Genomic DNA, 14,981 nt, shown 5'->3' on the forward strand with positions numbered 1-14,981 from the left:
CACGACATCTGGCCCGGGCATCCGCGAGCGTATCCTCTAACAAGGTGGGCAGTGCCAACGCCACCCGGTCCGTCCGCCCCGTCGGCTCGGGCACAAGCGGACTGCGGCCCGGCAGTGGTCGACCGGAGGCTGCCGACGTCCGGCGCAAGACCTTCGAACCCCGCGGGCGGCGGCACCCTGACCTGACCCGCCTTTGGTGCGCATCGGCACGCGGTGTTCGCCCTTCCAGCGATGATCATCAGGCCGCAGGCCGATCCCGAGAGATCAGATGGCCGGCAGGTCGATGTCGTACCAGCCGGCGACACCGCCCACACGTACGATCGGGGCAGGAGGTAGAGACATGGCCAGCGGCAGTGGTGCACCGCCTGGGTCACGGTATGTGGACCAGCGGCACTTCGTGGTCGCCGCCACCCTGTCCGACCTGCGCGGTCCGGTTCGCGGTGTGGTGACGCTCGATCGATGGTTGGACTGGTCCGGCGACAGCACCTACGACTTGGACGACGCCGGTGATCTGCAGCTGATGTACCAGACGGTGCTGAACCAGGCCAATTCGGTCGACGACTTGCGCCGGTGGCTGCACGGTCCCACGCTGCGCCGTTTGTGGCCCAGCTTGTGGCTCCCGGCCCGGCTGCGGGCGTTGTGGCAGGCACGCTTTCCCGAGCTGAGCACGCCGCCGCAGACCCTGGCCGGGTAGAAGTGGATCAAGTTCACCTCCGCTTGGCGGAGATCGGATTGCGGGTCGCTGCCCGCTACGGGTTCGCGTTGGCCGGTGGCTACGCCGTACAGGCCCACGGCATCCTGGACCGGCCGAGCGAGGACGTCGACCTGTTCACGGCGTGGGAGCGGCGTGGGGAGTTCGCCGCAGCAGTGGACGCGGTGGTCGACGGCTACCGCGCCGGCGGGTATTCCGTCGAGGTGACGCAGCAGTTCGACACCTTCGCCCGGCTCGCGGTCACCGATCCCGCTCAACCTGAGCACCCGTACAAGGTCGAACTGGCGGCCAACTGGCGTGCGTTGCCGCCGGTGATGATGGACGTCGGGCCGGTGCTGCACCCCGACGACGTCGTCGCGGGCAAGATGTCCGCCCTGTACACGCGCGCCGAGCCCCCGAGATTTCTTGGACATCGACGCGGCGCTCGCGACCGGTCGCTACACCCGGACGCGGCTGTGCGAGCTGGCCGAACAATCCGACGCGGGGTTCGACCGGCGCATCCTGGCGGACCTGTTCGGCATGCTGGAGCGCTACCCGGACCGACGGTTCGCCGCCTACGGTGCCGACCCCGCTCACATCGGCGAGATGCGCAAACGCTTCGCACAGTGGCGCGATGAACTCACCGCCAACCTGCCCTAGCGCACGAAGCAAGGGGGCATGATGGCCACCCGTCCCCACCGGGCGGTGGCCCGCATCAGGTTCACTGAACACCACGCGGCCCGCCTGGGTCGTCGCGCGCGTTCTGGTGTGATGTACCGGTGAGGGCAGGGAACGAGAATGAGCTGACTGTGCTGGTGGACGGGATCGCCGTCGTGACCCGTACGCGGGCCGGCAGGCCTACTCGCAGGCGGCGCGTGAGGTCGCGGACCACTGTGCCCGGCTGATCGACGCGGGTGACGCGGCGGTCGCGGTGCCGGTGCTGCGCAAGGCAGTCGATCGGATGACGACCGCCTTGATGTACATGGACAGCTCCTCCGGGGTCCTCGGCAACGACCTCGCTCATCTGATGGAGCTCTACGCCCGGGCGTGCCGGGCCGCACCGCCACGACCCGCTGGCCTGGCCGCGTGGCTGGTCCGGCTCGTCTGCGACGGTCCCGGCTGGCCGGACGTGATCCTGCGCGAGTGGGCGCCGGCTCTCGGGGCGAAAGGCCTGGCCGAAATGACTCGCTTGGTCAAGCAGCGTGCCGCGGTGGCGGATCCGGACAACTGGCACCAGCAGTGGACGATACGGCACCTACGCGAGCAGCTCGCCGAGGTCTCCGGCGACGTGGACCGGTACGTGGCCGTGCTGGCGGAGCACCTGGTCAGCGCCGACCAGTACGAGCGTGCCGTACCGGTGCTGGCCGAGGCGGGACGACCCGCCGACGCAATCGACTGGGCCCGACGCGGACTCGCCGAACACTCCACCGGCCACCAATCCGCGCGGCTGCGTGACTTGCTGGTGGGGCTGCTGATCGAGACCGGCGACCCGCGGGCCGCGGTGGCCGAGCGTCGGGCTGCGTTCGACAAGCAGCCGACCATCGACAACCTCCGGTCACTGCTGGCGACGGTGGCCGAGACCGACCGCGACGAAACCCACACCGAGTGGGCGCTGACCGTGGTACGCCACCGCGTCGCCCAGCAGCCCGGCTACCTGCCCCACCTGATCGACGCCCTGCACCACATCGGCCGTGATGACGAGGCCTGGCACACCGGACTCGCACGCCTGGACGAGTTGCCCGCCCGGCAACGCGTCGAACTCCTGCACCGCCCGGCAACAAGGCCATCCGGCCGACGTACGGGAACCCTACCGGGCACTCGTCAACGCCCACCTGCTCGATCCGCATGACAAGCGCCGCTACGACACAGCCATCACGCTGCTCCGCCATCTGCGTGACGCGTACGCCGCCACCGGCGAAACCGACCAGTTCGCCAAATACCTGGACGAGTTGCGTGGACAGCACCGGCGCCGGCCGGCGTTCCTGGCTAAGCTCGACACCGCCCGCCTCCACGCCGGCCGGTAGAGCGCCCGCCCATGGCAGTCCGCATGGACATCGACGCGTTCGACCGTTAGCCGGCCTCCAATTGAAGGGCCCGCTGCACGGTTGAGTCAACAGATGGTGCGACTAGCCGAGTCCCACGTACCACCGCATCGTTAGTCATCCATATCGAGATGGATGGCTGCAGCGCCCCTGGGTGTGGGAAGGGTACTGATGCAATACGCGCCGGAACTCGACGGCCCCGACCTGCTCGCCTGGTGGATACGGCAGCCGAACCAGCGAGGCCGCCATCGGGCGCGGCGCCCGACAACATCACCTTCACCCGGCATCCGCTCCGCCTTCTATGGTCGGATGTCCACCGTCGACTTTCAGGATCGGGCTTCGTCGTGTCGGTGGCAGCGCAACTACGCTGAGGACCTGATCGCCGGTCATGGTCGGATCGTGGCCGAGTTCTTCGACGAGGGTGTCTCTCGCCGGTGGCCTGGCCGGACCGGCCGCAAGCGGCCTTGCTGCTCGCCGCGGTAGCGGACCCGGCGCGCGCGTTCGACGCGATCGTCGTCGGCGAATACGAACGCGCCTTCCATGGCCAGCAGCTCGAACAGTTGACCCCCACCCTTGTCAAGCACGGCGTGCAGCTGTGGCTGCCGGAAACCTACGGGCCGGTGGACTTCGGCAACCCGCGACAGGTGGCGCTGCTGGACCTGCTGGGCGTGCACTCCCAGCGGGAGGTGTCCCGGGCCCGGTACGCACCACCGCGGCCATGCGTGCCCAAGCCGAACGCCAAGGCCGGCATCTCGGCGGCCGGCCACCCTACGGCTACCGACTCGTGGACGCCGGCCCTCATCCGAACCGCGCCCACGCCGCCTGGGGACGCCGTCTGCACCGCCCGGAACCAGACCCGGCCACCGCGCCCTGGGTGAGGTGGATCTTCGAGCAGCGGCTCGCCGGCTACAGCGTGGCCAGCATCGCTCGCAGGCTCAACGACAACGGTGTGCCATGCCCATCCGGCGCCGACCCGGCACGTAACCGGCACCGCAGCGGCCACCAATGGATGCTGACCACCGTCGCGGCGATCCTGGCCAACCCCCGCTACACCGGCCGCCAAGTGTGGAACCGGCAACGCACCGACCACGACGATGTCGACCCGGACGGCACCATCACGCGGCGTCACGAGGTCCAGCGCTGGAACGCGGCCCCGCAGTGGGTCATCTCGCGCCAGATCGCCCACCCGCCGCTGGTCAGCGAGGAGCAGTTCGTCGCGGCCCAGGCGATCCGCACCGCGCCTACCCCAGCCGATGGCGCTCCTCGCCGCTACCTCCTGGCCGGCCTCGTATGCTGCGGCGTCTGCGGCCGCATCATGGACTCGCACTGGGTCCACGGCCGTCCTGGTTATCGCTGCCGGCACGGCCACACGAGCACCCGCACCAAGGCCTCTCCCCGACCGAAGATCCTCTACATACGGGAAGACCATCTCCTGGACCGCGTCCAGCACGACCAGGCGCTCCACCGCAACCACCCCAGGCTGCGCAGCCTCGACCCTGAGAACGTCGCCGCCTACCTGCGGACCAACAACATGATCATCGTGCGCGATCACCGCGCCTGGACCGTCGAAGCCGAGGCCGCGGTCTATACGCTCAGCCCCGCGGGAAGCTTCGTCGCCGCCGCAGCAAAAATCCCCGCCCAGCGGGACGGGGATCACGCAAAACACGAAGAACCATCACGCTTCGTGTGGAAATAACGTGTCCGAGGGGCGACGTTGACCAGGAATCCATGATCGTCGTTCGCGGCGAACTGCAACTCAGGCCCAGATAACCGCATCAGCCGATTGGTGGCGCCGCTGTTCCGGCTCGTGTTCGAGAGGGGATTCGGACACGCCTACGTAGCACCCATATTCGAAATGAGTATTCATGCGCCAACAGTAGCGAACTACGTTGCGTAACACCGAGAACTTCGAGAAGCCGCGCCACCCTGCCCGGCCGACCAGCGGATGTCATGCCGCCACACCGTCCACAACAGACCTCTCAAACACGCTCTAAGAGGGCACGACCCGCGAGGGCTTCATGTCAACGTTGAAGTACGCCCCTCTCCGACCGATGATGTGGAGCAATTATGAATTTCGGGAAGCTGAAGAGCATTACCGTCCAATATAGCAGCGCACCCACAAGCGCAAAGCCAAGGAACACAAGAATTAATAGTTGAGCCCAAGCCGGAGGTTTCCCCGGCGTCGCCGACGGAAGAAAGAGAAGCGACATCGCAATCGCGCATGAGAAACCGGTGAGGAAGACTACAGGGGTTGCCCTGATATGCCCTTGGCGGAAGCGCTTCGACCGATACCAAATTGCCGCAGACTGCCCTTCATAAGAACTGGCCTTACCCCGCCAATGCCGATACGTTACCACTGGCGAAACGAAAATAGCTAGAGCAATAAATATTGCTATAAACCAACCCATACTACGATTCAATCCTATCGCAGCAGCGACCACTAATCCCAGTCAGACCAGCTTCTGGTCCAGTCATACGGCCTCCATCCAAAAATGCCACCGTCCGATTCAGCCAACTGGTTAAGCTTGGCTCCGCCGCTGGCCCCGCCGATGGCTCCAGCTACGCCAAGGGCGGGACCGCAGACCACTGCAAACGGGCCACAAGCAGCACCCATCGGCACTAGTAGCGCGGCGCCAACCACGCCCAAGCCGGTCTCGACGCCAGCTTTTGCCACGGAAGTCGTCACGTCGTCGCCGTCGACATAGTAACCAGCGGCAGAAAATACAAACCCAGCCACGATCAGCGCTCGCGCCCCTCCACGAATCCATCGATTCTTTCCAAGTTCCCCGATCCGGCCGATGATCGGGTATTTCTTCAGGACGAGCATCCGCCGCGCGGCTGCGGAACGCTCGGCCTTAGTCTCTCCCCATCGCATCGTACGAGCGGCCTCTCGCCGCGCGTCAGCGGTGTCCTTCAACCCGCCTGTCGTTGCTCCACCGGACGCAGCACCGCATGCGCCCTTCGCATAGCCGCTGTCGATATTCGTACAAGGTACCGGCGGAATATTTGCAGGTTTCTTTCCTGCCCTGATGGCAGCGGTCTTCTTAGCTTTGCTGCGCTTGTCCGCAGCCGCCTGACACGCGTACGGGCTGCCTTGCGGGCAGTGGTTGCTCTTCCGAGTACTGGAAGAGCCTCCCTTACCGTACGCGCCATATCCTTCCGTGCCCGCGCCCTGACCGTTGAAGTGAGGGTCCGTGCCGACCTGGAAGTCAGTCCAAATTAGTCCCGTCGGGTCGCTGTACGTGACCGGATTGTTGTTTGCGTACGCATACCCGTGCCACTGCTGCGGATCGGTGACATCTTGGACTGGGTCGACGGAGATGAAGCGGCCGAGGGTGGGGTCGTATTCGCGGGCGCCGAGGTGGGTGAGGCCGGTGTCGTCGGTGGTGCCGCCGACGAATCCCTTGGTTCCGTACCAATCGGCTGGGGGTGTGCTGCGGTCTTCGCCGTAGGGCATGGTGCGGCGGCGTTCGCTGTCGAGCGTGCTGGGGTCGATCTGGATCTGGCCGGTGCCTTGGTGGTTGTTGATCGTCCATTTGAGGCCGGTGATGGTGCGGACGGCGTAGCCGTCGTAGTAGCGGGTGCCGTCGGGTTGACTGCTGCCGGTGGTGAGTTCGAGTTCGGTGGCGCCGAGGTAGAGGGTGGTCTTCTCAGGTGCGCGGGCAATGAGTCGGTTACCGTCGGCGTCATACAGGTAGCTGGTGGTTTGGCCGTTCTCGGTGAGGGTGGCGAGGTGGCCTTCGGGGTCCCAGGTGAGGGTTTGGTTGGCGCCGGTTTCGGTGGTGCGGGTGAGCATGTTGCCGGCGTTGTCGTAGGTGAACGTGCGGGTTGGGGTGCCGGCCTTGGGTCCGGTCGCGGTCACGCTGGTCAGCGCGTGCGGTCGGGGCTGTCCCGTGGCGGGGGTGGTGTAGGTCCAGGTGGTGTCGGTGCCATCGGGGTGTTTGTCGGTCTGGGTGAGCCGGTTACCGATCTTGTCGAACGTCCACTGACGCCAGTACGGGTCGGCTCCGGCGCGTTGTGGGGTGGCGCAGTTCCAGGTCGCTTCGGTCCAGGCCTCGTTCAGGCGTTGCAGGTAGTCGTAGGTGAAGCATTCGACCTGGTCGCGCTGGCCGTTGGTCTTGCCGGCGATGACGCTGATCAGCCCGTTGTCCCGGTAGGCGTACTGGGTGCTGAACTTCTCATCCCAGGTGTTGGGGGTGGTCTCGTTTTCGGTGTCGACGCGGGCGTCCAGCAGGCGCCGGTCGGCGGTGCCGTGCTGGTTGGTCAGCCGTACCCGCTTGCCGCCCGCCCCGAGGTAGGTGCGGTAGGGCAGGCCGTCGTAGGCGTAGTCGACGTCGGCGAGGTAGGTCTGCTGGCCGGAGCTCATCGAGGTCAGCAGGCCCAGGTTGCGGTAGGTGTAGGTGAGGGTTTCGGCGGGCAGACCACCGACGCCGGGCAGGCTGACCGTCGCAGGCGCGCCGTTGACCTTGTAGGTCATGGATGTGGTGTAGGTGCCGGCGAGGGCCCCGTTGGCGGTGGACGCGGGGATGGTGACGGTGGAGGACAGGGGCCGGTAGCCGTGGTCGTAGGAGCCAACGCTCGTGGTGTAGGCGAGCCCGTCGGTGTCGTATCGGGTCGAGCTGGTCAGCTGGCCCTTGGCGATGGTGTCGTAGGTCCAGGCGGCCATCAGCCTGCCGGCGGAGTGGTCCTCGCGTATCTCCTTACGCCGGTTGAGGTTGTCGTAGGCGTAGTACAGCCGCTTGCCGCGGCCGTCAGTGGTCGCCTTCAACAGGCCGTTGCTGTGGTACTCGCTGGTGGTGCTTCCGGCGTCGGGGTCGACGGCCTGGGTCTTGCGGCCGAGCAAGTCGTAGGTGTAGGTCCAGCGGTTGCCGGCCGGGTCGGTGACAGAGGTCAGGTCGCCGCGCAGGTTGTAGCCGTACACGGTCGTGTCGTGCGCGCCGCTGGTGTTCGAGGTGTGGTACTGGCGCTTCTCCACGATCCGGCCGTGGTCGTCGACGATTTCGCGGGTGGGGAAGGATCCGGCCGGTGGTGTGACGGTGGTCGAGTTCCACGCATACGAGGTGCTGATTTTCCACTTGAGCGCGTTCAGCGACCAGGTCTCGGCCGCGGTCTGTCGATCTCGCCCGTCGTAGGCGAACCGGGTCTGCCGTTCGATTGCCGTGTCAGCGGCTGTGACCAGGTTGCTGGTTGGTCCGGAGTCGGTGTTCCAGAAGGTCGACTCCTTGACTGTCAGGCCCCGCTCGTCGTACACCCGTTCGGTGATGATCCGGTTGCCGTCGGCGGCGGTGGCTTGGGTTTGGCGGTGCTGCAGCAAGCCGTCGTAGATGTCGACGGAGCTGACCTGGGTGCCGTTGGGCCCGAGCGTCTTGGTCCACACCCAGGATGGTGCGGTTTGGGACAGGCTGTAGCCGTACTGCTCGTCCGGTGTACCCGTGGTGTTGCCCGGCCTGGTCACTGTCAGCAGTCGACCCAACGCGTCGTAGGTGCCGGTGGTCACCTTGTCGTTGGCGTCGGTGACGGTCAGCGGCAGCCCCCGCGTCACGTCGAAGGTGCTGGTGGCCGTGTGACCGGCCGGGTTGGTGACAGTCGTCTGCGCGGTCAACCGGTCGGCGTTCTCGCTGTAGGCGGTGGTCGTGGTCCGGTTCAGCGCGTCGGCGGACGACGTGATCTGGCCGTGGGGGTCGTAGACCACGTTCTGCGACGCGACCTGCCAGCCGCCGTCGACGTAGTTTTCCGTCTTGGTCACGTTGCCCCGGCCCGGCGCCCCACCGTGGGCGAGCCCGTCGTAGTAGTAGCGGGTGTCGGAAAGCAGGGCACCTGGGGTTTCCTCGCAGCCTTCGGCCCGCAGCGTCTCCTGTCTGACGAAGTCGTACTTGTGGGTGGCGGGGTTGTCGGCGTACGCGTAGGTGGTGCAGGTTTCGTCGTCGGTGGCGGGACCGCCCTCGTCGGAGACGGTCAGGATCCGCCCGTTAGTGGTGTCGTAGGTGGTGTCGACCAACGAGCGCTGGGACCACGCGCCGTCGACCCACTCCCAGCGGATCTCCTTCTTCGTCCTGGTGACATAGGAGCGGTGCACGTTCGGCACCGCCCACGAGGTGGACAGTGTCCGGGTGCCGGTGGTGACGGTCCACGGGTCGTGCTTGAGGATCTGCACCACGCTGCCGCCGGCGCGGTCGTAGATCCGCTCGTTGAGTAGATGCCCCCGCCGATAGTCCGCATCGGTGGCCGCTTGCCCGCCGACCACGGAGTCGAACGGGGTCACCGAAACGCTGCGGGTGCCGGAGTCGGTGCGGTCGCCGTGCAGGCCGCGCAGGTACAGGTAGTCGACCTGTGACCTCGTGCCCGAGGTGGGGTTGCCTGTTCTGACGGTGACGTTGGTGTAGCCGGCCCACTGCGACCAGGACCGCTTCTCCAACGGTGCTCCCCACACCGCGGCGCCGTCCGCGTGCCCCCACAGCACATTGCTGGAGGAGTTCGCCGTCGAGTAGCTGTACTCGGTGGTGATCGGCGCAGAGCCGCCGACCTGGTCGGACTCGACGACCTTGCTCACGATGCGCTTGTGCCACCACGCCCACCCCGTCTGACCGGACGGGTTGGTGTAATACTGCGGGAAACAGCGCTTGGTGTTGTTGTCCGGGTTCGGGAAGCTCCCGCCGAACACGCAGCCGGAGTCGGTGGCCGCGTAGGTGACGTCGATGTCGGCACCGGACTCGGTGCGCAGCTTGGTGATGCGGTACTTCTCGTGCGACTGCATCGACGCGTTCGGGTCGTAGTCGGCCCGGTTCTGTGACTTCGTGCCGTAGGTCAACAGCTTCGGCAGCTTGATCGACTCGCCGGCGGTCTTGCCCGTGCGCTCGATGCTGGACAGCCACAACACCGGCGACGGTGCCGACGGGAACGTGTGCCCGATCGCCCACTCGTCTACCGCTGAGTACGAGCCGTTCTTTCGCACCTCTGTGGAGATCTTGGACACGCGCTTGCTCGACCAGAAGCTCGGCGTCAGGTTGTTGGAGCAGGGCGCGTTGACGCATTCCAGGTCCCATGGAGTGTCCGGCCAGTTCGCCTTGTTGTGGGTCCCGCAGGAGGTGGTGACGCAGCGGTCGGAGTTGGTGAACACCACCCGCGCCGGCGCCGCTACCGACGAGGCGTCGGAGGTGTGCGTGCCGTACTCGATCCGGTTGAGGTACACGTCGCGGTGATACCCGATGGTCGTTGACGCCGAGTTCATCAACCCGGTACGAACGGTCGCTCGCTCGTACCAGTACGAGATCTCGTTGCCGTTGCGGTCCACGACGTAGTCGAGCATCCACCGCCACGCCTGCTGACAGCGCGACGCCAACGCCGAAGCGGTGCTAAAACACGGCTCACCGGAGTGGTTGGCGAACACTGGCACTACCGGCGTGGAGTTCGTGTTGCCTTTGCCGTTGGGCATCGTCTGCCGGCCGAACCAGTACTGCGTCCCGTCGGTCGTGGTGATCTTCCAGTGCTCACCGTCGTTGTCGCCGTTGGGTGCCCCGGTCAGCAGCTCCACCTTCGAGCCGTCGTCGTCGGCCAGCCGCCACTTCCCATCGCCGCCCAGAACGATCTCGCTGGACGTGCCGTTAAGCATGATCTGCGCGTTGGGCAGCCGCCAACACAAGTCCCCCGTGTAGTTCAGCGCCGTCCAACGCGGGGAATTCTCCGCATCGTCGGCACATGGCCGGTAGGTCCGCTCGATGAAGCCAGGCGTGTAACTCCAGCCCTCACCGAACATCGACGGCTGCGTGTTCGACCCGGCGATCTGCCCGTCCACCGCACCGGAGCTGTAAGCCAACGCAACGTCTGGCACCAGGCCACCCGGCACCGCCGGCGCCTCCACCGGATAGGAGTAACTGAAGTCACCGGAGTTACCGCTGACCGCCCACGTCGAGGACTCCTTCAAGTCCGTCTTCGAGAAGTCCCCGGCCTCCGTCGAGGCACCACTCGCGGCCAACACCACCACCTGACCGACAGCCGCGGCCTCAGCGTCGGCGCCCTCAGCGCGGGCCTCCCCCGCCGCCTGCGTCGAGCCGCGCATGTCAATCTCGGCCCTGATCACACCGGACTCACCGTCGTTGACCGAGTCAAGCCACGTGACCTGGCCACACTGCTCAGCCTCCGGGGTAGTCAACGCGCACGCCGGCATCGTGGCCAGCCGCAGCCGCCACGCCCAGTCACCCCCGTACGCACCCGCGAACCCCGAATAGTCGACCCGCACCTCGGCACGCCCACCCGCCGCACCGTCGGCACGGTCGACCTTGAGCGCAAGCGCCACACCCGCCCGCTCAGCCACCTTCCGATCAAGAACCTCGACCCGCACCTTCCCCGGCAGCTCGGACGCGTCCGCCGCGTCCGCCAGCACCTTGCCGGACAGCACATCCGTGGCGTGCACGTCCACCGCCGTCACCGCAACGGGCAACCCACCGGGCTTCGCCGTCCCCTGCAGGCGTCGCGACCGATTCTCCGACAGCGGCAAATCCACCACTGCAGAACCGGCAGACGGCCACACCGCCGGCTCACCCTCGAACACCGGCATCTCCGGCAACGGCTTCGGCTTCGTCGCCGCCGACGACACCGGCACCGGCCGCTCCGGTCGGACCGGCTCCTCAGCGGGCGCGGCCTGCGCCGCAGGCACCCCACCCAGCAACGAGGCCACCAACGACCCCACCAACAACGGCGACAGACGCCGGACCCGGCGATGGGCTGAAACCATGCGACGGCGAGCAGACACGCGGAACTCCGGGGGCGGGATGATCAACGAGTCCTGGGAGTATCCGAAGAGATCAACAACCTGTCAAGATCCGCATCGAAATACCTCCACATCAGGGCCGCCAGACACGGAGTTGCCCAACACATCCCACTCGTGACCGGTTTCAACCGGACTAGCGCTGCTCCTTGACGAGGATCGCAGCGAGTAGCGGGGTGGCTCAGCGTGGGCAGCAGTGCAGCTTGGCCAGGAGCTTCCACGTGGCGTCTCATACCACAGATTTCGCATGATCCTTGCGTCATCCACAGCCCGTCCAATTGTCCGCAGTGCATTCCCCAGGGCTGCGCGCCCGTCGACTTTCCTGATGAGCTACTTCAGCACGTGACCAGGGCCGCGCACTTGTTGAGAGGACACGAGCATGACGAGGAAGTGCGAACGTTGGGTACGCCGAACAGGGAGTTTGAATGAAGCAGCACTACGGTCGGTTGGTTGGCGTGGTGACCGCACTCGCGAGCTTCGTCACAGCGGTCGCCGGGCTGGTGACTGCGATCGGCAACACTGTGGGCGGTCGCTGATGCCCGCCGTGCAGGTCTGGTTTCTGGGCGGCCCGGTCGACGGCCGCCTGGCACCGGTCGAGGTCGACGCGGCTGGAACATTGCCGCAGATGGTGTTCCTCCAGCAGGCCGGCTTCTACATCGGCCCGGGCGACCACCCCTGCCAGCCGGTCGAGCATCGGTACGTCCGAGACGGCGCGGAGGACAGCCCGCCGGTGTACCGCTACGCCGGACCACCGCCGCTGCCGGGTGAGGACGAGGAGTACGAGTGGCTCGTGAAGGACGTGGGATGGCGCCCGCGGCTGCGCCTGACCGGGTGGTGTCGACGATCGTTTGGCCGTTGCGTCGCGTCGGGCGGCTACGGACGCAAGACTCGCGACGCTCGCGGGTTGTCGCGGATACCGCTCGACAGGTCGATCTCGCACTGACCGCCATCGAGTTCTAACTTTGACGGCCGGCACCGCCGCTCGATGCTCAGGCCTGTGCACGGCGATCCCTTCATGGCCGCCTTGGTCGCCCGGTAGGAGCGGCACGTGGTAGCAGAAGCGCGCATGGTGCCGCGCCCAGTTGCGCTACTGCTGGTGTTCGAGCACCAGGTCGGGGTCTCCGTTGCGGCGGTCGCGTCGTGAAAGTTGGCAACCTGCCCGGCGCGGCGTCGCCGAGCGGCGACCCTCTCCCGCTAGTCTGCCTGTGGCAGAAAGCCATGGGCGAATCGGAAATTGCGTTTTGCAACTCGAACAACTGGGCGGTTGTCCAGCGGAGGGAAGACGATGGTGGGTGCGGCGGAGGTTCTGATGACGGACCGGCTGTCCGACTCCGAGGCGCAGTCTGTACAGCTTGCTGTGGCAGCGACGCCGAGCGGCATGACGGCCTGGTCGTGTCGGGCGGCGCTGATGATGCGGTCGGACGCGGTGTGCCGGGCGGCGGTGCCCGCCGTGGCGCTTGTGGTCGGCGCGGCCATCAGCGACGTGCGGACATCTGCGCTGATGGCCGCGTTGCTGCTCGTGTCGCCGTACGTGACGGGTCGCGCGCCGGCGAGCGTGGTGATCGTGCAGCCGATTCGTCAACGCCGCCTTGGCCCGTGCGGTGAGCGGCGCCGAGGGGAGGCGGGTGCGGTCCGGTCGGATGTCGGGGCGGTGCGCGTTCCGGGTCCCCGGCATGCCCGAGGTGGTGACCGGGATGGTCAGTGATGTAAGCGAGCCTCAAGTATCTTGCGCGCGGCGTCGGAGTCGCTGGCCTGTTGGTAGAGGTCGTGGAAGGAGGCCTTGTAACCGGCCACCATGTCGGCGTCCTCGACGAGGGCCACGTCGTCGGGCTGGTTGTCCAGGTAGACCACGTCCGGGTCGAGGTCGGAGTCGAACTCGTGGAAGGAGAACGGCCCGACGAAGCCGGATTCGGCGGCGCTGTCTTGCCGGAGGATGACGAGGTCGAGGCGCGGTAGCAACTGCAGTATCTTGTCGATCTGCCGCTTCATGACATCGGGGCTGTGGACCGGTTTGAGGGCGCGTTCGTCCAGTACCACCCGCACGGTGCAGTGTCGGTTGGCGGCGAACACTCGGTCCTGGCGGGCCATTCGTAGCCGAACCCGCGCCTGGGCGGCGGGGTTGTCTGTCCGGTAGTGCGGCCCGGCGGTGACGACGAGCCGGGCGTAGTCCTCGGTCTGGAGCAGCCCGGGGATCAGGAATGGGTGGTACTGGCTGATCCGTGAGGCGTCATCCTCGTACCCGAGGAAGTCCATGTAGGAGGCGGATACGAATTCGCGGAACTCCGCGGCCCAGTGGCGTCTGCGCGCTAGCCGCGCTAGGTCGACCATGCGACCGGTCTCGTCAGCGTCGGTGACGCCGTAAAGGGACAGCAGCGCTCGCAGGTCGTTGACGGAGATGCTGACTAGGCCGCTCTCGATTCGAATGACCTTCGATAGTGACCAGTCCATCTCGCGGCGGACGTCGTCGAGGGAGTAACTGCGCGTGAGGCGCATCTGCCGCAGGGCCAGCCGTAGGCGTCTGCGGTTGGTCGTCGGCCCCTGCCCGCCCGTCGTCACGTCCACGCCTTCCTGCCGGAAATTGCGACAGGCGAGATGAGAAGGGAAGCTTGCCATTGGCATATTGCTTCTGCCCGTCGGATTACGGCTAGTGGCAATAAGCTAGCAGACCATCGCATCCGTTCTCGTCGGGGCTGCCGGAGTGCGACATTCGTAGCCGAACCAGTCATCACCCTGATATCTTGCTTACATAGCGCGACGGCCCCAAAGACGGAACGTGAGGCCGCTTGGGTCGACCTCGACTCATCGCCCCCTTCGCTGTGGGCTACGCCGGAAGACTTGGCCCGAACCGAACAGTCACCCATAAGAGAAACCCCCACCCAGAGGTTCGACAACATTTAGGAGGTTGCGATGGAGAGGATCGGGCCTACACAGCCCCTATGGACGCGACGCAGTTCCAGATGCGCCAACGACCATTGCGTCATCGTCTCGCGCCACCATGACGGAGTCGGCGTATTCGACTCCACCGCGCCCGGCTCCGTCCTGTCCTTCTCTGACAGTTCATGGCGATCCTTCCTTCTCGGGCTCCGAAACAACACCCCCGTGATCCCGTAGACGGGACCGGCTAGGGCAACCTGATCAGCGTTGCCGAGTCCAGTTATGTGCCAACCCACAGCTGTCGGCTAGTTGACAACGTCGGCGGGCGTCCGATCAGGGACGCCCTGCCGTCCCCAGCTCGCTTGGTCAGCCCGAGCACAACGAGACCAGCGAACTACCTCAAGAGGTGCCCGAATGCACTTGCTGCCGACAGACCCTACGGAATTTCGACCCTCTGATGCTGCCGCGACACGACGGATGTGGACAGGGCCACTCGGCCGCGCTGACTCACCACCAGGTCTGAACAACTCTCGACCCCTAGGGCTGCACCCGCCCGTCATCTCTGCCTTTGGCGCCGCAGAGGGCAGGAGGACAACCGGGCGCACTTCCC

The 14,981-nt window shown here is 66.3% G+C and carries 9 protein-coding genes and 1 pseudogene; 8 read left to right on the forward strand and 2 right to left on the reverse strand.

The genetic code is table 11. The annotated features are described in order from the left end of the window. Window positions 1–340: 340 nt before the first annotated feature. From EV376_RS25215 to EV376_RS31085, 5 genes and pseudogenes are all read left to right on the forward strand, one after another. Window positions 341–694 carry a hypothetical protein gene (locus tag EV376_RS25215; RefSeq protein WP_130327188.1) on the forward strand — a complete coding sequence of 118 codons (354 nt, stop codon included), beginning with the start codon at window positions 341–343 and terminating at the stop codon, window positions 692–694. A 2-nt stretch (window positions 695–696) separates the two neighbouring features. Then, window positions 697–1,351 (forward strand): annotated as a pseudogene (locus tag EV376_RS25220) (nucleotidyl transferase AbiEii/AbiGii toxin family protein). Between the two features lie 244 nt (window positions 1,352–1,595). Beyond that, a complete protein-coding gene (locus EV376_RS25225) occupies window positions 1,596–2,540 on the forward strand; it encodes a DUF6880 family protein (RefSeq protein ID WP_486482931.1) in 945 nt (314 codons plus the stop codon). 627 nt (window positions 2,541–3,167) lie between these two features. Further along, window positions 3,168–3,611 carry a hypothetical protein gene (locus EV376_RS31080; RefSeq protein ID WP_486482794.1) on the forward strand — a complete coding sequence of 148 codons (444 nt, stop codon included), beginning with the start codon at window positions 3,168–3,170 and terminating at the stop codon, window positions 3,609–3,611. Beyond that, a complete protein-coding gene (locus EV376_RS31085) occupies window positions 3,608–4,429 on the forward strand; it encodes a recombinase family protein (protein WP_486482795.1) in 822 nt (273 codons plus the stop codon). The genes EV376_RS31080 and EV376_RS31085 overlap by 4 nt, the downstream gene beginning before the upstream one ends. A gap of 744 nt (window positions 4,430–5,173) precedes the next feature. On the opposite strand, the gene EV376_RS25235 is transcribed toward EV376_RS31085, so the two are convergent. Further along, window positions 5,174–11,422: an RHS repeat-associated core domain-containing protein gene (locus EV376_RS25235; RefSeq protein ID WP_130328855.1), complete on the reverse strand. Its 6,249-nt coding sequence runs from the start codon at window positions 11,420–11,422 to the stop codon at window positions 5,174–5,176. A 610-nt stretch (window positions 11,423–12,032) separates the two neighbouring features. Between EV376_RS25235 and EV376_RS25240 the strand changes: the two genes are divergently transcribed. Next, window positions 12,033–12,440: a hypothetical protein gene (locus tag EV376_RS25240; protein ID WP_130327192.1), complete on the forward strand. Its 408-nt coding sequence runs from the start codon at window positions 12,033–12,035 to the stop codon at window positions 12,438–12,440. Between the two features lie 366 nt (window positions 12,441–12,806). Beyond that, complete coding sequence (locus EV376_RS25245) at window positions 12,807–13,202, forward strand: hypothetical protein (protein WP_130327194.1); 396 nt, start codon at window positions 12,807–12,809, stop codon at window positions 13,200–13,202. Here the strand turns inward: EV376_RS25245 and EV376_RS25250 are convergent. After that, entirely contained in the window at window positions 13,196–14,005 is an 810-nt protein-coding gene (locus EV376_RS25250; protein ID WP_130328856.1) for a Scr1 family TA system antitoxin-like transcriptional regulator, read from the reverse strand. The genes EV376_RS25245 and EV376_RS25250 overlap by 7 nt on opposite strands. A gap of 399 nt (window positions 14,006–14,404) precedes the next feature. Here EV376_RS25250 and EV376_RS25255 point away from each other — a divergent pair, with 399 nt between their 5' ends. Further along, complete coding sequence (locus tag EV376_RS25255; protein ID WP_130327196.1) at window positions 14,405–14,608, forward strand: DUF397 domain-containing protein; 204 nt, start codon at window positions 14,405–14,407, stop codon at window positions 14,606–14,608. The last annotated feature ends 373 nt before the right edge of the window (window positions 14,609–14,981 follow it).

The organism is Micromonospora sp. CNZ295 (assembly GCF_004217535.1).

Coding starts and splice junctions, on each gene's coding strand:
- EV376_RS25215 (WP_130327188.1), top strand. CDS start 341: ATGGCCAGCGGCAGTGGTGCACCGCCTGGGTCACGGTATGTGGACCAG.
- EV376_RS25240 (WP_130327192.1), top strand. CDS start 12,033: ATGCCCGCCGTGCAGGTCTGGTTTCTGGGCGGCCCGGTCGACGGCCGC.
- EV376_RS25245 (WP_130327194.1), top strand. CDS start 12,807: ATGACGGACCGGCTGTCCGACTCCGAGGCGCAGTCTGTACAGCTTGCT.
- EV376_RS25255 (WP_130327196.1), top strand. CDS start 14,405: ATGGAGAGGATCGGGCCTACACAGCCCCTATGGACGCGACGCAGTTCC.